Origin of the sequence: Bradyrhizobium sp. WU425 (genome assembly GCF_021052305.1) — a bacterium.
GTDB classification, from domain to species: domain Bacteria; phylum Pseudomonadota; class Alphaproteobacteria; order Rhizobiales; family Xanthobacteraceae; genus Bradyrhizobium; species Bradyrhizobium canariense_D.
This window is the reverse complement of sequence record NZ_CP088089.1, coordinates 3,424,118-3,441,087: the sequence shown is the minus strand read 5'-3', so window position 1 is coordinate 3,441,087 and position 16,970 is coordinate 3,424,118. Positions and strand designations below refer to the sequence as shown.

At 64.2% G+C, this 16,970-nt stretch carries 20 protein-coding genes and 2 tRNA genes; 7 read left to right on the top strand and 15 right to left on the bottom strand.

What is annotated here, in order from left to right; translation table 11 throughout:
* Nucleotides 1-17: 17 nt before the first annotated feature.
* Together BcanWU425_RS16580 and BcanWU425_RS16575 are read right to left on the bottom strand one after the other, a co-directional pair.
* Nucleotides 18-515: a GAF domain-containing protein gene (locus tag BcanWU425_RS16580; RefSeq protein ID WP_204511574.1), complete on the bottom strand. Its 498-nt coding sequence runs from the start codon at nucleotides 513-515 to the stop codon at nucleotides 18-20.
* Nucleotides 512-1,870, bottom strand: a complete 1,359-nt coding sequence (locus tag BcanWU425_RS16575; RefSeq protein WP_018458110.1) for an MFS transporter — start codon at nucleotides 1,868-1,870, stop codon at nucleotides 512-514. Before BcanWU425_RS16575 ends, BcanWU425_RS16580 begins: the two co-directional genes overlap by 4 nt.
* A 171-nt stretch (nucleotides 1,871-2,041) precedes the next feature.
* Here BcanWU425_RS16575 and BcanWU425_RS16570 point away from each other — a divergent pair, with 171 nt between their 5' ends.
* Both BcanWU425_RS16570 and BcanWU425_RS16565 read left to right on the top strand, forming a co-directional pair.
* On the top strand, nucleotides 2,042-2,908 hold the full coding sequence (locus BcanWU425_RS16570) for a LysR family transcriptional regulator (RefSeq protein WP_231190707.1): 867 nt from the start codon (nucleotides 2,042-2,044) through the stop codon (nucleotides 2,906-2,908).
* A 156-nt stretch (nucleotides 2,909-3,064) separates the two neighbouring features.
* Nucleotides 3,065-4,096, top strand: coding sequence for an LLM class flavin-dependent oxidoreductase (locus BcanWU425_RS16565; protein WP_204511575.1), 1,032 nt, complete (start codon nucleotides 3,065-3,067; stop codon nucleotides 4,094-4,096).
* Between the two features lie 121 nt (nucleotides 4,097-4,217).
* On the opposite strand, the gene BcanWU425_RS16560 is transcribed toward BcanWU425_RS16565, so the two are convergent.
* Nucleotides 4,218-4,303 (bottom strand) — tRNA-Tyr (locus tag BcanWU425_RS16560).
* Nucleotides 4,304-4,509: 206 nt separating this feature from the next.
* On the opposite strand from BcanWU425_RS16560, the gene rlmB reads away from it, so the two are divergent.
* Nucleotides 4,510-5,340 carry a 23S rRNA (guanosine(2251)-2'-O)-methyltransferase RlmB gene (gene rlmB, locus BcanWU425_RS16555; RefSeq protein ID WP_018458107.1) on the top strand — a complete coding sequence of 277 codons (831 nt, stop codon included), beginning with the start codon at nucleotides 4,510-4,512 and terminating at the stop codon, nucleotides 5,338-5,340.
* Between the two features lie 61 nt (nucleotides 5,341-5,401).
* Here rlmB and BcanWU425_RS16550 read toward each other — a convergent pair whose 3' ends face one another.
* Both BcanWU425_RS16550 and BcanWU425_RS16545 read right to left on the bottom strand, forming a co-directional pair.
* Nucleotides 5,402-5,935 carry a hypothetical protein gene (locus tag BcanWU425_RS16550; RefSeq protein ID WP_085383403.1) on the bottom strand — a complete coding sequence of 178 codons (534 nt, stop codon included), beginning with the start codon at nucleotides 5,933-5,935 and terminating at the stop codon, nucleotides 5,402-5,404.
* A 41-nt stretch (nucleotides 5,936-5,976) separates the two neighbouring features.
* Nucleotides 5,977-6,462 (bottom strand): hypothetical protein, encoded by a 486-nt coding sequence (locus BcanWU425_RS16545; protein ID WP_204511576.1) that lies wholly within the window; start codon nucleotides 6,460-6,462, stop codon nucleotides 5,977-5,979.
* A gap of 283 nt (nucleotides 6,463-6,745) precedes the next feature.
* Here BcanWU425_RS16545 and BcanWU425_RS16540 point away from each other — a divergent pair, with 283 nt between their 5' ends.
* Both BcanWU425_RS16540 and BcanWU425_RS16535 read left to right on the top strand, forming a co-directional pair.
* Nucleotides 6,746-7,246 (top strand): hypothetical protein, encoded by a 501-nt coding sequence (locus BcanWU425_RS16540; protein ID WP_204511577.1) that lies wholly within the window; start codon nucleotides 6,746-6,748, stop codon nucleotides 7,244-7,246.
* 167 nt (nucleotides 7,247-7,413) lie between these two features.
* Nucleotides 7,414-7,488, top strand: a tRNA-Thr gene (locus BcanWU425_RS16535).
* Nucleotides 7,489-7,567: 79 nt separating this feature from the next.
* Here the strand turns inward: BcanWU425_RS16535 and BcanWU425_RS16530 are convergent.
* From BcanWU425_RS16530 to BcanWU425_RS16500, 7 genes are all read right to left on the bottom strand, one after another.
* Complete coding sequence (locus tag BcanWU425_RS16530; protein ID WP_018455400.1) at nucleotides 7,568-7,795, bottom strand: DUF6894 family protein; 228 nt, start codon at nucleotides 7,793-7,795, stop codon at nucleotides 7,568-7,570.
* 3 nt (nucleotides 7,796-7,798) lie between these two features.
* A complete protein-coding gene (locus tag BcanWU425_RS16525) occupies nucleotides 7,799-8,530 on the bottom strand; it encodes a Crp/Fnr family transcriptional regulator (protein ID WP_204511578.1) in 732 nt (243 codons plus the stop codon).
* A gap of 174 nt (nucleotides 8,531-8,704) precedes the next feature.
* Nucleotides 8,705-9,118 carry a GFA family protein gene (locus BcanWU425_RS16520; protein ID WP_204511579.1) on the bottom strand — a complete coding sequence of 138 codons (414 nt, stop codon included), beginning with the start codon at nucleotides 9,116-9,118 and terminating at the stop codon, nucleotides 8,705-8,707.
* 75 nt (nucleotides 9,119-9,193) lie between these two features.
* A complete protein-coding gene (locus BcanWU425_RS16515; protein ID WP_204511580.1) occupies nucleotides 9,194-11,032 on the bottom strand; it encodes an outer membrane protein assembly factor BamB family protein in 1,839 nt (612 codons plus the stop codon).
* Between the two features lie 102 nt (nucleotides 11,033-11,134).
* Complete coding sequence (locus BcanWU425_RS16510) at nucleotides 11,135-11,848, bottom strand: class I SAM-dependent methyltransferase (protein ID WP_204511581.1); 714 nt, start codon at nucleotides 11,846-11,848, stop codon at nucleotides 11,135-11,137.
* A 67-nt stretch (nucleotides 11,849-11,915) separates the two neighbouring features.
* Entirely contained in the window at nucleotides 11,916-12,635 is a 720-nt protein-coding gene (locus BcanWU425_RS16505; protein WP_204511582.1) for a class I SAM-dependent methyltransferase, read from the bottom strand.
* Between the two features lie 826 nt (nucleotides 12,636-13,461).
* Nucleotides 13,462-13,626: a hypothetical protein gene (locus BcanWU425_RS16500; protein WP_007602663.1), complete on the bottom strand. Its 165-nt coding sequence runs from the start codon at nucleotides 13,624-13,626 to the stop codon at nucleotides 13,462-13,464.
* A gap of 102 nt (nucleotides 13,627-13,728) precedes the next feature.
* Between BcanWU425_RS16500 and BcanWU425_RS16495 the strand changes: the two genes are divergently transcribed.
* Nucleotides 13,729-14,103, top strand: a complete 375-nt coding sequence (locus BcanWU425_RS16495; RefSeq protein ID WP_018455392.1) for a hypothetical protein — start codon at nucleotides 13,729-13,731, stop codon at nucleotides 14,101-14,103.
* 304 nt (nucleotides 14,104-14,407) lie between these two features.
* A complete protein-coding gene (locus tag BcanWU425_RS16490; protein WP_018455390.1) occupies nucleotides 14,408-14,662 on the top strand; it encodes a hypothetical protein in 255 nt (84 codons plus the stop codon).
* Nucleotides 14,663-14,701: 39 nt separating this feature from the next.
* Here the strand turns inward: BcanWU425_RS16490 and BcanWU425_RS16485 are convergent, their stop codons facing one another.
* The 3 genes from BcanWU425_RS16485 to BcanWU425_RS16475 form a co-directional block, all read right to left on the bottom strand.
* On the bottom strand, nucleotides 14,702-14,944 hold the full coding sequence (locus BcanWU425_RS16485; protein ID WP_018455389.1) for a hypothetical protein: 243 nt from the start codon (nucleotides 14,942-14,944) through the stop codon (nucleotides 14,702-14,704).
* Between the two features lie 253 nt (nucleotides 14,945-15,197).
* Nucleotides 15,198-15,905, bottom strand: a complete 708-nt coding sequence (locus BcanWU425_RS16480) for an outer membrane protein (protein WP_085384994.1) — start codon at nucleotides 15,903-15,905, stop codon at nucleotides 15,198-15,200.
* A 286-nt stretch (nucleotides 15,906-16,191) separates the two neighbouring features.
* Entirely contained in the window at nucleotides 16,192-16,587 is a 396-nt protein-coding gene (locus BcanWU425_RS16475) for a hypothetical protein (RefSeq protein ID WP_018455387.1), read from the bottom strand.
* Between the last annotated feature and the right edge of the window lie 383 nt (nucleotides 16,588-16,970).

Sequence of the window (16,970 nt, the reverse complement as noted above, 5' to 3'; positions counted from 1 at the left end):
GACGACTTCCTGTCTAATCAGGACTGGATGAGCAGCGCGGGCAAGGCGAACTGGGCGAATGGGAGACACGCAGCGACATCGTCCTTGCCGTACCAGCCTGCCTCATGGAGCAGATTGAGCGAGCCGAGCGTGCGCCCGCGCCAGCGCACGGGCATGTTGAGCACGCTTTCGCAGCCGAGCGAAGCGATCAGCTCGTGATCGGAAAACACCCCGCGCAGATCGTCCCGGGTGCGGCCGATATAGGCCTCGCCGCGGTCGAGCACAGCCTCGGTCCACGGCCCCGGCGCCAGGCGTTTGCGGCCGCCCGCCGGGTAAGGTCCGGGAAGATTGGAATACACCCGCGCTGCTTCCCTCGTGTCGGCGTCATAGGTCAGGATCGTGAACAGCTTGTGCCCGATCGCCGACTTCAGGGCGTCGTCCAGCGCCGAGTACAGGGCATCCGGCTGATCCGCCCTGCCCTGCGCGGCCGCCACCGCGCAGAGCAGCGGATCGGATCGGTGTTTCGTCTCCCTCATGCGACTTCGCCTGCCGCGATCTCTTCCAGCGAACGGCCGCGTGTCGGCACGCCCATCAGCACCACGGTGAGCGCGCCTAACAGCAGCACGCTCGTGGTGAGGCCGAACACGCCGGCGAAGCCAAAATTGGGATAGAGATAGCCGACCAGGATCGGCGAGACGATCGCACCGATGCGGCCGATCGCGGAGGCGAGCCCGGCGCCGGTGGTTCTGACGGCCGTCGGAAATACCTCGGCGGTATAGGCATAGACCCCCGCATAGGTGCCGTTCATGAAGAAGGACAGCAAGATTCCGGCGACCATGATGTGCTGATCGCTCTGCGCGAATGCAAGTCCAAGCGCGCTGGCGCCGCCGAGCACCATGTAGGAGGCAATCGTCGCCTGCCGGCCGATGCGCTCGTTGAAGTACGCAGCGCTGAAATAGCCGGGAATTTGCGCGCAATAGATCGCGATCGAATAGGCGAAGCTCTTGGTGATGCTCATGCCGTTCTGGACCAGAAGGCCGGGGATCCAGACGAAGAAGGAATAGTAGCTGAACGTGATCGTAAGCCACATGATCCAGGTCATGATGGTGATGCGCGCCTGGCGGCCGGCGAGGAGCGCGGCGAAATTGGCAAGCAGCGTACCACCAGTCACGGCAGGCGCCGTGATTTCGACGACCGGTTGCGGCAGGACATGGCCTTGGCTCGCAAATCCGGCCTCGATCCTGTCCAGCACGGCTGCGGCTTCCTTCTCCCGGCCCCGGCTTTCCAGCCAGCGCGGCGATTCCGGCAGCGCCCTGCGCCACCACAGCAGCATGACGACCGGCACCGCGGTGATCACCAGTACGATGCGCCAGCCGTTCTCAGAGGCGGGCACGATGAAATAGCCGAGCAAGGCCGCCGCGACGAAACCGAAGGAGAAGAATCCGGCCAGCGCGCCGGTAAAGCTGCCGCGGTAACGCCGTGCGACGAATTCCGCCAGATAGGGCGCAATGATCGCGCTCTCCGCGCCGGTGCCCATGCCCGCGACGACGCGGGCGGCGAAGAAGGACGACCAGTCGTTCACCGCAGCGCTGACGATGGATGCGACGCAATAGAGTGCCAGCGCCGACATCATCACCGCGCGACGGCCGATCAGGTCACCCAGCGTGCCCGCCAGCAGCGCGCCGAACAGGAAGCCGATATAGGTGCTGCTGCCGAGCACGCCGATCTGGACGCTCGACAGATTCCAGGTCGTGCGCAGCACCGGCAGGATGAACGCCAGCACGGCTGCGTCCATCGCGTCGAACATGTAGCCGAGCCCGCCCATCAGCAGTAGATGCTTGTGGAAGCGTGCGAATGGAAGGCGCTCGATCCGCGCCGAGATCATCGACATGAAAGTCCCCCTCTGTCTGGCGGCCCGGCACTCCGCTCGTTCCCGGGCGGAACCATAGACAAGGAGATATTATCGTCATAATTTATAATCATGATCTAGTACATCACTGGGGTAAATGTTCTGTCGTTTCGCTCGCTCGACCTCAACCTGCTGAAAGTGTTCGAGGCCCTGATGACCGAGGGCAGCGTCACGCGCGCCGCCAACGCGCTTCTGATGACGCAGCCGGCGGTCAGCAATGCGCTCGCACGCCTGCGGGACGCGCTCGGCGATCCCCTGTTCGTCAGGTCCGGCACCGGCATCCGTCCGACTCAGCGCGCCGTGGTGCTGTGGGAGCCGATCGGCGAAGCGCTCGAAACCGTCCGCGGCGCGCTCGACGAGCAGGTGTTCGATGCGCACCGTGCTCAGACCGAGTTCAGCCTGTCGATGTCGGATTACGTCGCCTCGCTGGTGATGCCGAACCTGCTGAACCATTTCGGCAAGGTCGCGCCCACGGCGCGAATCCACACCGTTCCCAACACCATTTTGGAGATCGCCGACCAGCTCGAGGACAATCGCGTTGATTGCGTCCTCAGCGTCTATGTCAACGAGGCGCAGCAGCCGGCCGCCATCCGCTCGCGCTCGCTGTGGACCGTCGACTACGCCTGCTTCATGCGGCGCAGCCATCCACTCGCCGCGATGAAGCGGCTGAGCACGCGCAGCTTCCTCAACGCGGGGCATGTCGATGTGAGCCTCGCCGGCAAGACCTTGCCGTCCTACGACCTCTTCCTCGCCTCGCGCGGGCTGTCGCGTAACCTGGTCGCGACCGTCAATCACTACAGCGCCGCCTACGAAATCGTGCGCCAGTCCGACCTGATTGCGGTGCTGCCGAGCGATCTGCGCTCGCAATCCCGGCACGCGCCGTTCCTGCACGCCATGCCGCTTCCGCTCAAGGCGCCGCCGCGCATCGTCAGCCTGTTCTGGCACCAGCGCAACGACACCGTACCGGCGCAGCGCTGGCTGCGCGACACCCTGGTCGAGATGTTCGCCAGGTCCGACTGAGCCGCGGGCGGCGGGGCCCCCCGAAACCACGAAAGAAGGGAAACAATGGGTTTCTCGAAGCAGCATTGTGTTCCAGTTCCTGCTGCTTAGCTCCAACCAAAGCAATCCCCTCCCCCAATGACAGGCGCGCAAGCCGCGCCCGCAGAGATCTCATCAATGACCGCACCGCTCGAATTCGGACTGGACACCTTTGGCGACGTCACCAAGGACGTCTCCGGCGCGATGCTTCCGCACGCGCAAGCGATCCGCAACGTCGTCGACGAGGCGGTGCTCGCCGACGAGCTCGGCCTCGACTTCATCGGCCTCGGCGAGCATCATCGCGCCGACTTCGCGGTCTCCTCCCCTGAGACCGTGCTGGCGGCAATCGCATCGCGGACCAGGCGCATCCATCTCGGCTCGGCCGTGACGGTGTTGAGCTCGGACGATCCGATCCGCGTCTTCCAGCGCTTTGCCACGCTCGATGCACTCTCGAACGGGCGCGCCGAGGTGATCCTCGGCCGCGGCTCGTTCACGGAATCCTTCCCGCTGTTCGGCTTTGATTTGCGCAAGTACGAAGAGCTGTTCGAGGAGAAGCTCGATCTGTTCGCGGCGCTGCTGTCGCAGAAGCCGGTGACCTGGGAAGGCAAGCTGCGTCCGCCGCTGAAGGATCAACTGGTCTATCCCCCGGTCGAGAACGGCACGCTCAAGACCTGGATCGGCGTTGGCGGCAGCCCGCAATCGGTGGTGCGCGCGGCGCATTACGACTTGCCCTTGATGCTCGCGATCATTGGCGGCGATCCCGCGCGCTTCGCACCCTTCGTCGATCTCTATCATCGCGCGTTCAGGGAGTTCGGCCGCCCGGCACAGCCGATCGGCGTGCACTCGCCCGGCTATGTCGCCGAGACCGACGACCAGGCGCGCGAGGAGCTGTGGCCCGACTACAAGGCGATGCGCGACCGCATCGGCAAGGAACGCGGCTGGCCACCGATGGGCCGCGACGAGTTCGTCAATGAGGCCGAGCACGGCTCGCTCTATGTCGGCTCGCCGCAGACGGTCGCGCGCAAGATCGCCAAGACGGCAAAGGCGCTCGGCATTTCGCGGTTTCAGCTGAAGTATTCGGCGGGCCCGCTGCCGCATGGCAAGCTGATGAAGAGCATCGAGCGCTATGGGCGGAAGGTAGTGCCGATGGTGCGGGAGATGATGGGGTGACTTGCGCGCTTACCCAGTCCGCCTGCGCCCTCCGGGCTGCGGCGCGACAGCCTTCGCTCACTTCGCGCCATGACCATCGGTGCCGGCTTGCCGAGCCGTAGCTCGCGAAGCGAGCGAAGGCTGGTGGGGGAGGCAGGACTCGAACCTGCGAAGCCATAAGGCGGCTGATTTACAGTCAGCTCCCTTTGCCACTCGGGACACTCCCCCGCTCGACGGCAGCACAATCGGGCCGGACCTTGCCGGCGACCGAAGACGGCCATGGAACGTGAAGGCCGCGACAGCCCGGATGGGGGCGCGACCGGGCGCGGTTATCGGCGAAGCGATGGGGTAAAGTCAACCGAGGCGAACAGCTAAAATCGCCCCCGACACCACCCAAATTGCCATATTCCGGGACCCGTGACACAAGCGAGCCCATGAAGGATCGAAAATTCAACCCGAGGGGCCCCCGCGGCGGGTCTAAGCCCTTCAACAGGCCCGGAAAATCGGCCGGTCGCCCGGCCCGCCGCGATCGCGATTCGGACGCCGACGGGCTTGTCATCCTCTATGGCTGGCACACCGTCTCCATGGCGCTCGCCAACCCCCAGCGGCAGATCCGCAAGCTGACGCTGACCGAGAACGCCGCAAGGCGTCTGGCGGACGAGAACATCGCGATCCCGGTCACGCCCGAGATCGTCCGGCCCCAGGAGATCGACCGGCTGCTGTCGCCCGACGCCGTGCACCAGGGCCTGCTCGCCGAGGCCGATCCCCTGCCCTCGCCCGACATCGAGGATTTGGAGCAGGACGGCATGGTGCTGGTGCTCGACCAGATCACCGATCCGCACAATGTCGGCGCCATCCTGCGCTCGGCGGCCGCCTTTGCGGTGAAGGCGATCGTCACCACCGCGCGTCACAGTCCGGAAGCGACCGGCGTGCTGGCCAAGGCCGCCTCCGGCGCGCTGGAGCTGGTCCCGATGGTGACGGTGCAAAACCTCGCCCGCGCATTGACCACGATGAACGAGCTCGGCTTCCAGACTGTCGGGCTGGACAGTGAAGGCAGTGCGGATCTTTCCGAGGTCACCCTGCGCGAGCCGCTCGCGCTGGTGCTGGGCGCGGAAGGCAAGGGCCTGCGGCAATTGACACGCGAGACCTGCAGCGTCGTGGCGCGGCTCGACATGCCCGGAGAGATCAAGAGTCTCAACGTCTCGAATGCCGCCGTGCTCTCGCTCTATGTCGGCGCGAGCCGGCTCGGGCTGATGAAGCGGTAACAAAACAAAACGCCCGTCCGCATCGCGGACGGGCGTCTCGTTGGCTCAACCGATCAAGCGATCAGTAATAGCGGCGCAGCACACGGTGGCCGCCATAATACGGCGCATGGCGCGGGGCGTAGCCGTAGCGCGGACCGTAGCCGTAATGCGTGCGCGGCAGATAGCCGGCGCGCGGGCCGTAGCCGTAGCGATACGGACGGTAATACGGGCGGCGGTAGGGATAGGCGGCCGGCGCTTCGACCGCGGCGGCACGATAGCCATAGCCGTGCCCATAGCCATAACCACGGCCGTAGCCGTAATTGGCGGGCGCAACCACCGCGTCCTCACGATAGGTCGGATACGGCGCGAAGGCGCCCGGGCCGGTGTAGGTCGGGCCCTGGTTGACGTGATAATATTGCGTGGTGGGCTCGGCGAGACGCTCATAGGCGCCGTAGCCATACCCGTAGCCTGCCCCATAACCGCCGCAGCCGGTGTTACAGCCGGAATAGACCGGCGCGACCGGCTGGCACGGATCGAAGCCGCAGGCCGCGGCGGGCGCGGTGGCGGCGAACATCACGGCAGCCGCCGCGACCAGTCCCGAAATCATCTGACGCATTACTCTCTCCTGTTGATTTCCGTTTTTTGGATTGTCGTTTCTTAACCCGGCGGCTTGCCGGGCATCTCTGCACGCGGCCGCGGCCGAGGACGCCGCGGCTGGTCGTTGAACTCAGGCGCGAGGATCACCGGCGGCGAATTGACGGGCACGTCCATCTGCGGCGGCAGCGGCGCCGATTGGGCGCCCCAGCTCTGGTGATAGCTATCGGGCGGCTTGGGCAATTTGCGGTTCGCGGGCGGTTCGACCTCGAGCCGGCCATAGCCGGGCCGCAGGCCCAGCGTCGGGTAGTAGTGGCCGACGTCCGTGGGCTGGCGCTCGGCGACATAGCGTCCGCCATAGATCGTGGGCTGCACTTGGACGTTCTTCCCCAGGCCCCAGGTCCCCTCGATCACGGCATAGGACGCGTCGATGTTGTTGATGATGATGGGCACGCCGGGGCGACCGGGAACGACGATATCGAAGCCGCCGCCGGCAAACGCCGTCGCGGGCAGTCCGATCAGAAAGGCGGCGAGCGCAGATGCGCGCATGAGGGGACCCCATTTATTCGGCGACAACCTACCCGATGGCGGCGCAGAGAGGGTTAAGGCCCTCTCACCAATTGCCGGTAAGCCTAATGTGTAAGGATTGCGCGCCGCTCAAATGCGCCAAAGCGAACTAGCGAAGCATTAACGCCGCCGGATCCTGCAGTCCGGAACCGTCGCGCGTGCTCACTTCCGTTTGACTATGGCTGACGAAAATCCGGCGGTTTCAGCGGAACGTCCGGCGTCTTCCGCGTTTAGCCCCCGTCAACAAAACGGGAGCCAAACAATCATGAACGTCAAACTTCTCGGAGCCACGGCGATTGCGGCGACCCTGGTGGCAGGCTCTGCCATGGCGCAGACCGTGATCACCAATCCCGGCCGTTGCGCGGCGCAATTCCCCAACGCCAACTGCCAGAACGTCGGACCGGGAAATCCGTACACCGACAGCGGCTATCGGCATCGTCGCGTGTCCTATCGCCAGACCAACAACGGCGATTGGAATAACGACTGGAACAGGAGCCGCACCGGCTTCTGGCCGACCGACGTCGCCGCCGGCGCGGTCGGAGCAGCCGCTGGCGTCGCCGGCGCAGCCATCGGGACTGCGGGCGCAATCGCAACCGCCCCGTTCCGCGCCACGAACGACGCCTACGCCTACGACAACAGCTGGGATAACCGCGGCTGGGACAATCGGGGGTGGGACACCCGCACCTACGCCCAGCGCAACGGCTTCGTCTGCACGCCCGGCGCCTGGTTCAAGGGCGAAGACGGCCGCCGCCACATCTGCCAGTAAGGCGGTTTGAACCGAACGCGACAGATCGGGCGGCCCTCTTGGCCGCCTGATTCATGTCTGCATCGGGGCTCCCGGGTTCTGGCACTTTCCGGTCAAGTCTGGTATTGCGGCGCGCACGGGCGGACAGCCCCGGCATAGGCCGGGCCTGCCCCGCTTCTCCAGGCGTCGCCGGCTTAGCTCAGCGGTAGAGCAGCGGTTTTGTAAACCGAAGGTCGGGGGTTCAATCCCCTCAGCCGGCACCACCGATTTAGCCGACACCGCGGCCTGATAGATCGGGGCACTCCTCCGTCTAACGACAGCTAGAATCGATTTCCCACGCAATCACGTCAGAGCTTTCCGGGCGACCGTTACACTCAACTCGAGCAGCGGGTGCTTCTCGTTCCTGACTATAATGAGGACCTGCGCCCCCTTTGCCGACGCAACGTCTCTGGCAATCGAGGTCGCCATTGCGATCGCCTCTTTTTCGGCGGCTTCCGGGCCGGGCAAATCCACCCCATCCTCGTCGACCGCAGCGAAAAAGTCGTCCTTGATATCGAAGTAGAACTTCATGGCTCAGAGCGACGGATTGAGATGAAGGTAAAGCACGTCGAAGTCTGCTATTTCGCGCAACCTGGCTTCATCAAGGATCGATATTCTTCCCCGCTCCAGGTCCAACACGCGCTGAGCACGTAGCTGCTGAACGACCCGATTCATGTGGACCACACTCGTGCCGACGGCGTCGGCGAGGAGTGCCTGAGAGGCCGGAAAGTCGAAGGACAGGCCGTCCGCTCGACCGATCGCCATCAATCTGGTGTAAAGCTCAAGCACGAGATGCGCCACGCGGCTTGTGGCTTCGCGTTGACCAACGTTGCAAATCCACTCCCGGAAGATCGCGGCGTCGGTCAGTGTATCGCGCCAAAGCGCTTCGGCCACGTTAGGCCGCTTTCTTATCAGTGAGCGCACCGCTGCATGCGGAATGAAGCCGAGAACGCTATCGCCAAGCGTGCTGACGTCATGGTCCATCACATGTAGAAAGAGACCCTGCAGATCGGGAATGTCGCCGGGTTGGTGAAAGGCCATGATTTGGCGGTGGCCATTGCCGACGATCTTTGATCTCAGGATAAAGCCATCAACGACAAGGCAGCACGCCGAAGGTCGATCTCCGAGAGAAACGACCGGCTGACCGCCAGCCATCCGTTTCACCGTGATTGGCAGATGACGGATAGCGGCCTCGTCCTCTTCATCAATTTCGGTGCTGACCCGCAACCGCCTCAAGAAAGGTTCGAAAATTTCCGCGTTATTCATCGTTGGCTCCGGTCGGCAAACGAGTTTCTGTCACGTTCGTTCCAACCCGGACCGCTAGCTATTGCCTCACGCGAAGCAGAGGGACTGCCGCAGATTCCACCCTCGCGGAACCGCACGGGAACGGCGTCAATTCATCTCGCCGCGAGCCTTGGAGCGAAATTTGACGCGCAACGCTCACTTCGAATGCTTCGGTGCGCTGCTTTGCTGGAAGTGCTCGGCGCCTGATATCTCCACCCAGGCATGTTTCGACTGTTCGAAAACCGAGCGGATGGGCGCCGGGTAGTTCGGAACCGCGATCGCGCCCACGGCAACGCCGATCATCGCAGGCAGATTGTCCGCTTTCCAATAGACCGTCGAACCGCACTCGGGGCAAAAATAGCTGCGGACCTTGCCGCCGCTTGCGGCTGTCCGGACGTACTCCTTCGACGTCCCTGAGATCGTGACGCCCTCCGCCGGATAGAACGCACCGACCCCGAACGGCGCGCCGGTTCGACGCTGGCAGTCAATGCAGTGGCAGGCGACGACGAGGCTGGAAGGTCCTGGAAGCGACAGCGCGAGAGCGCCGCACCTGCATTGGGCATCGATCATCGAAGCTCCTTCCTCCTCAATTGGCTGACAGGTTCTGTCGCTCGGCTGGAGCGCAGGGCAATCCAGGACGGACCCTCACTCCTTCGCAACCTCGAACGCCAGCAGTGCGTTGCCGGCGACGCCGCCCCACTGGCCGTAGCCGGAATTGGTGTAGAGCATTCCGCCGGCGATGATCGGCCCGGGGCCGTCGATCGCGCCGCCATGAGCAGGGGCGCCGTTCACCGTCGTATAGTCTCGCGCCGTGTCGTATTCCCACAACAGCTTTCCGTCGGCCGTCGCGTAGGCGCGCAGAAAGCCGCTGACGCCGCCGGAAAACACGACGCCGGGGATCAGGCTCACGGCAGCCGACAGCGCAGGGCTGCATTGGAGGCGATCGCCACAGGCGACAGGAGATACTTCCATCGCAATTTTCCCACTGGCGAGGTCGAGGCCGAACAGACCGCCGCCTTGGGTGGCATCGAGCCGCCGCGTACCATCGCGCAGGAACCGCACGTCGGAGTTCGCGACATAGATGCGATCCTGGTCGGCGGCCGAGCCCCACTCGCTGCCGCCGAGCGCACCGCCCTTCCCGATCCGCGTCTGCCACAGGATCTTGCCGCCATCATCAGGATCGAGCGCGTGCACGACGCCGGACTTCTGCGCGATGGCAAGAACGCGCCTGCCGTCACGCAAGGTCACGAGGATCGGCGACTGGCCAAAATCGTGGTCGGGCCCGTGATCTTCAGGACAATTGGTCTTGTCCGCGCCGAAGCACGCGACAATGAAGGCGTCGCTCGGCGTCGCCTGCTGCTTCCAGAGCAGCTTACCGGTCGCAAGCTCGAAAGCGAGGACCGCATCGGCGGTTGCGGCCGGTGGATTCGAATAGGAATTGCTGGTCGCGACGTAGACGGCGTTGCGTTTCGGATCAATCGTCGGTGCCGACCACACCGCCGCGCCGGACGGGCCGAACAGCTGCGTGCCTCTCGCATTCTTGCCGGTCGGATGCGCCACCTCAGGGATCGTGTAGGCCTGCCACACCGGCTTGCCGGTCACTGCCTCGAGCGCGACCACGCTGCCGCGGAAAGTACAGCATTCGTAACTGGCCTGCGAACCGGCGGCCTCCTCGAGCGAGGAGACCGGGATATAGAGCACGCCGGAATGCAGCGTCGGCGCTCCGGTGATGCGAGCTGCCGGGTGCTCCTCGACCTTGGTCTTCCAGATCAGCGCACCAGTCAGTGCGTTCACCGCATAGGCATTGGCGCGCAGGTCACCGAAGAAGATCGCGAACTGATCGGTGCCGGGAAGCGGCCCGAAGCTGATCGCCGCGCGAACCGCGGCATCGGTCGGCAGCGTCCACCTCGTGCAGCCGCTTCGCGCGTCGAGCGCGTGCACCTTGCGGTCAGTGCCGCCGATAAACAGCAGACCGCCCACGATGGTCGGCGGCGCAAACGACACCGAGGCGCCGGGAAAGGCATAAGCCCATTTCAACCGCAGGCGCGGTACCTCTTCCCCGGTCAGGCCGGCCATTTCGGTCGACTGGAAGCGGCTGTTGGCAGCGTCGACGCCCCATCCATTCCAGCGCGGACCATCGAGCGGCTGCGGAAAGAAATTGACCTGCTGCGTGCAGCGTCCCTCCGCATCGACTGCATTGTCGCCCACCGCGGCCTTGCCGGTGACGAAGGCGGCAATCGCGCGCCGTTCCGATTCGCTGCGGTCCTTCGCCATTGCCGCCATGCTTCCAGAAGTCAGCGTTCCCAGCACATGATCGAACGACATCGCCTGCATGGCACCGCGGCCTGGCACACGGCTCTGGCCATCACCGCCATCGTGACATTGCGCGCAGTGGCTTGCGTAGAGCGCAGCGCCGTCCTGCTGCGCCAACGCGGGCGCGCAGCACCAGACCAGCATGGCGACGGCGACAACACTCGGTCTCATGGCGTGCTCCAACATCGTCACCGCAATGCGAGACGGCATCATGCAACCCAAAGTATAGCGCGAGGGCAATCACTCACGCAACGGACGTTCCGCCCGCGTCCGTCATATCCCCCGGGCAGTGAGGACACGATCGGGCAGTTCATCGAGCCGCCACAGCCCGAGGCTCTTGTCGCGCCAGCCGCCACTGCCCTCTTCGCAACGCTCGTTGATCAGCACGCGCGGCGCCGGCCAGTCGAACGGCGCCTTCTCCATGTTCAGCGCCCGCCAGTCGCCGTCCTCGCAATCGCGATTGTCGTCCCATTCGGGAAACGTCGTGACCAGCAGGAAACGTGCGCCGCTGGCGCGAAAGTTCGCGACGGCGCGGACGATGTTGTCGAAACTCAAATGCACCAGGCAGTCCCGGCACAGCACCACATCGGCGCGCGGCAGTGCATCGCGCGTGATGTCGGCAACGAGAAACCGGCCTGACAACTCACCGCCAGCCACGCGCTTGCGATTGGCCGCGATCAGCGACGGCACGATGTCGATGCCGGTGTAGTCGAGATGCAGCTTCAGGCGGCCGATCCACCCCGCGTCGCCGCAGGGCGCATCGAGCAGCGAGCGCGCGCCGAGCCGTTGCAGCAGTGCAGGAAGCATCTCGCGGACCGCGACGGTCGCGGGATCCTCCGAGCCGAGGCCCGACACCGAACTGGCCGCGCCCCACAGGTTGGTCCGCTCGATCCGCTCGAACCGCGCGGCCAGATCGAGGCCGACAAAATTCTCGCGGTCGGCGGTGAACCGCTCATGGGCGAGCACGGGTGGGCGCTTGGAGATCATCGTCCGGACCTTAAGATTACGTTGTGAACACTGTGGTCATGCGTTCCATCCGAATCTCATCCCATCCTCAAACCGGTTTCTGCCACTCCATGATGTGGAAGTAAGGCACCCGGCGATGAAAGGCATTCCTGTCGGGGTCGCCGCCGCTGGGCTGCGGCTCGACGAAAAGGCGCAACAGGAGCCCCTGATCGAGTAGCAGCGTCATGTAGGTGCTGAGCGGACGATGCCAGTTCAGAATTCGGATGCCGCGCCAAGTCACCCAAGTCGGCCGCTCCTCCATGTAATGATCGATGTTGAAGCGCAAGGCGCCGTCGCCGTCACGCGTCCAGCCGTCGGGCGGACCCGCGGTGTTGAAGCTGGTCAGATTGGCAATCAGCAGCGTACCGCCCGGCCGCAGCGCTGCCACGATCTTCCCGATCGCCGCACCGAGATGGGGCATGTCGACCAGGCTGAGATAGCTGACGACCAGATCAAATGGCGCTTCGATCTCCATTGTTTCAGCTCGGCCAAGCCGGTAGTCGCCCTGCGGGTCCAATTCCATGGCACGCGCGAGCAGCGCTTCGGTCGGGTCGATGCCGGTGGTGCGGATGCCGGCGCGCTGCATGATGCGACAGAAGCGCCCCTCGCCGCAGCCAACGTCGAGCGCATTGCGGAAGCCGCGCCCTTCGATCCGCGCTCGCATCGGCGCGTCCAGCACGAAGCGGCGACCATAGTCGCCGTCTTCACCCTGCTCGACGATCCAAGCAGCCGCGGACGCGGTCCAGCCGTCGCTGATATCCTCGTTCATGGATCGACCTTCGGGAATGGACGTTGGCCGCACGCATTTCGGGCGCGGCTACTGACCACAGATTGGATCAGAGTTGAACATGAGGTAGCATGCGCATCCCATGCGTCCCTATACCAGCCGAGAGATCGCCAAGATCACCGCGGGTGCTGTCGCGGCGATCGTCGCAACGGGCTTCCTGTTCGCGATCGCGATGTCCCTCTTGCTGCCGCAATAAATCAGCTGCTTGCCGGGGCGCCGTGCCGCCGGAGTTTGTGCCACCCAGCCGGTTGCTGTCGCTCACCAGCATCTTGGCCGTGGAAAGCACTTGGCCAGCGTCGAGGACGACGCTTTAAGCTCGGTGGACGCCGCGCCCACCGTCTTGATCTCGCCGGCTGCGCGCTCAAAGCCGTCGGCAAGGTTGACCATATCGCGCTTGCGCTGATGGGCGGCTTGCTTCTCAACCTCGATCTGCGCTGCCGTGAGACGACCTCGATCCGTGGTTTTTGAAGATTTGTCTTTGCAGATTTGTCCTGGCCATGTCCCGATCGCGTCCCGCCGGCAGTTTGGGGAGCGATCCGGGCATGGTCAGGCGGAACCCGTCAAGGGCGTCGGCCGTTGTCGACCCATGCGGATCAGGGAAGAAAATCGAAACATGTTTCTGCTGGCCACGGTGACGCTGTGCTGTAGCGCCTTGGCCGGGGCTGTTGCGCTGTTCGAACAGGCTCCCTGGCCGGCTCCGGCAAAGCAGCGGGCTGAAACGGTAGCAATAGACGGGACCACGCCGACGCCGGTTCGGGTGGTCGGGGCGCCGTTCGAGCCCAACCTTAATCCGCGGGAGCGCTAGCGCTCACCCCGGCGAGACGTCGGCGCCCTCCTCCGGACGGCGTTTGGCGCGGGCCAACTCCTCAACGAACGCGATCACCTCCGCCCGTTTGTCGGGCGGCAGCGATAGGAACGCGCGGACGAGCCTCAAGCCCTCGGCTTCGGCTGAATGGTCTGCTTTGGCATCCATTCCCCACTGTCGGGCGGCCGGGAAAAATATGCAATCCCCCACCCAACACCTTCTTGATTCGGCCGGCCAGCTTTGCTGGAATGGCGCCAACAGGGGTGCACCATGAAGTGGATCGCGGAACGCGACGCGCTGATCGCGCAGACAATGGCTTTCGTCCAATCGGTAACCGGCAAAAAGGATGACTTGCATCCACCGGAGATCCCGACGGCGACAGTGGCGGCGTCGGTGCAGATCGCCCCCGTCAACACCATCATCGGGACCGAGCCACTTAAGGCCGCTCCGCCGCAGCCGTTACCTCTCCCGTCGCCCCGGGTGGCGAGCCACGACGTCCGCACCGAAATACAGGCCCGCATCGCCAATTTCCGCAAGCATCAGGAGCGGTTCGAGCGGGAGCGCGAGGAATATTGCGCGGCCACCCTGACCAAATTGCGGGCCGCCATCCGCGAGCCCTCCTCCCGTCCACCGGCTGACAAGTAAAGCCGGATCTCCCGTCGCTGGCCTAAAGCCAGGACCACACTAGCCAGAGATTGGCCGCGCAGGCGCCGAACAGGGCCAGCGTGAGGGGCAGCAGCATGTGCCCGCAAGAGGTTTTCAGGTCCGTCGTCATGACCGAAAACATCCGCTGATTCCGCCAAATGAGTCCCGTGGATTCTTTTTTCCGGGATTCAGGACTCGTTAAGGACTCAGGACCCGGCGGCCCTGATCACGGCCGCGTGATCGACCGGCGAGCGGAACCCCTACCCCGTCAAATTCGTTAATGCGCTTTCCAGGAGCGGGAACAATGCCCTACGCCCTGTTCTGCAACGATGCCCAGATCAGCAAGGCCTATCCTGACGAGTCCGACGTCTGGAGGCTCGCGCAGCGAAGTGGCCTCGTCGTGGACGTAACTGCGGATGACAACCGTCCCGGGCCACGCCGGGTGCTCGACAACGATTACGAGATCAAGCCGTGCCGGGCCGCACAGGGCGAGGACCCGGCCCGGAACAAGGCCGAGGCTGATCGCCAAGCGAGGATGGAGCTTGAGCTGAATTCCTAAAGAGGAATCGAAGCTGGGAAGCCAGAGCTCAGGAAAAGCTTAGGGGGTCGCGGTGGCCAGTGACGCCTGCTCGCCCGCCAGAGCCACGCAGGCCTTCCGGCGATGCAGCCCACGGATCGCGCCGGTGACCTTCAGCACCTTACCGGAGGAGCACGAGGCGTCCTTGACGAAGGCCACCTCGTAGGGTGCCAGCATCAGAGGCTCGGATTTGAGGATTGTTTGGGCAGCGCACGGCAAACTGACGAAGCACGAGAGCACCACAGCCGACACCAAGATACGCATGTCCGTCGTCCCACCAGCCCGGTAATTGTCATATAACGCGTTCCGGCGCGCGAGTTCCGTAAGCTGCAAAAATTATTTTTGCTTTACCCCAGCTCCATGACGCGCGCGAGAAAGCGCCCGCCAGAACGTTTGCCTGCAAATGACGCGCCAGATGGTTGACGCGATGCAAACAAAGGACTTGCGAACGAGGGCTGGGCAAACGAAAGGCCGGCGAGAGCCGGCCTTTGTCAGGTCGTGGGTCGCTGGTGGCGCGTCAGTAGCGCGAGGCTGCCGGACCGCCCCAGCCGAAGCGGTAATTCACGCCGACCTTGACGGTATGCTCGTCCTCCCGGCCGCGGACGCCGACGACGTCAGCCGGACCGGAGGTGATCGTCGTGTTGCCGAAGTTGTAATATTGGTACTCGGCCTTGGCCGACCAGTTCGGCGCGAACATGTATTCGAGGCCAGCGCCAACGGTATAGCCGTCCTTGCTGTTGCCGGTGGCGGTGAAGGGCTGCGGGACGCCGGCGACATTGACGCCAAGACCGCCATTGCGCCAGGCATAACCGCCCTTCGCGTAAAGCAGCGCCGGTCCCCAGGTGTAGCCGATGCGACCGGTCACCGAGCCGAGCTGGTCGGTATTGGAGGTCACCTGCGTGCCCAGCGGGAACGTAGCGCCGCCGTTGTTGGTCGGCAGCCAGGAATACTGGGCCTCGACACCCATGACCCAATTGGGCGCGAACTGGTAGTCGAAGCCGCCCTGAACACCGCCGAGGAAGCGCGCGTCGCTCGACTGGAAGCTGCTGTCGCCGGCAAAGGCGCCGCCGACATGGCCACCGATGTAGAAGCCGGTCCAGTTGTAGATCACCTGCGGCGGCGTGTAGGCCGGAGCCTTGGTGTAGGTGCGCGCCTGCATGTCGGCTGCGGCAGCCGGCGCAGCCAGCGCAAGCAGGGCAACCGCGCCCAGCAAAATCCTCTTCATGATTATCCCCGTTCTTTCAATTCGACACTCAGGAAACAACGTGGCGTGAATTGGGTTGCTTCGAGGCGATGCCGGAACGTTGATCGTTCGTTACTGTGACGGAGCGGCAACAGCGCGATTTTGTTCCGTCCGACAGGCGCGTGCCGACGGTTTTTTCCGTCGGAAACAAAACCTTCCGTAACGATTAGTCGCAACGCGAAACCACCCCGTTCAAAGCTCCCCGAAATGTGATCCGGCAGCTCCGGCGGGCTTTGTCTATCACCAAGCGATGAAGGTGGGCTTTGCGCTACCGCGTCATCTTTTCAAGTTCCGGAAAGGGTACGTAAACCGCGCCCGCGCACAGCTCGCTGGCGCGATCGACGACGCGGTCCGCCCGGCCGTTGACGAAGATCACGGCGCGCTCCCTCATGGCCTTGTAGGTGCCGTCGGTCTCGCGTGGGGTGAAGTGCAGGCAACTGACGTAGAACTGGCGGCCTCCGACCTCGCGCTGCGCCGGCTCGGCCATGCTGGCGTCACGCACGCCGACGGGATTGTTCAGATAGCTGCGCATCAAGGCCAGCGTGTCGCCGCGGAAATTATCCGGGAACGGTTGTGGACCTCCGGCCTGGGTCCCCTCCATCAGGGTTGGACGGTCACCATCGCTGCCGAAACATCCCGTGAGCGCCAGCGGCAGTGCCAGCATCAACGCCAAGCTCACTGCGCGTTCCGCTAGTCGCCGCACCGCTTACGCTCTCCGCTCGATCAGTCTCGGAGACGTTCCAGCCCCAAGGTTGCAATGATGCATGTCTACAGGTGTTTTGCCCGACGAGTCAAACGGATTCGTAAAATCCGCAAATACGCCACCCCTTAAACCATTGATTTATCTACGACCCGCTACTGTGCATGGGGTTGTTTTCGAGGTTTTGTTTGCGGCCGCCAAATCTGGGACGTTGCTCGCGGGCTTCAGCATGGTCATACCGGCCCGCCGCCAGCACCTCGAGCTTTCGCGCAAGGCGTGACGAACGGGCCGGGCCTGAATTCCTCACGCGGCGGCCGGGGCAATGCTAGGACGCCGCCGCGCAGGCT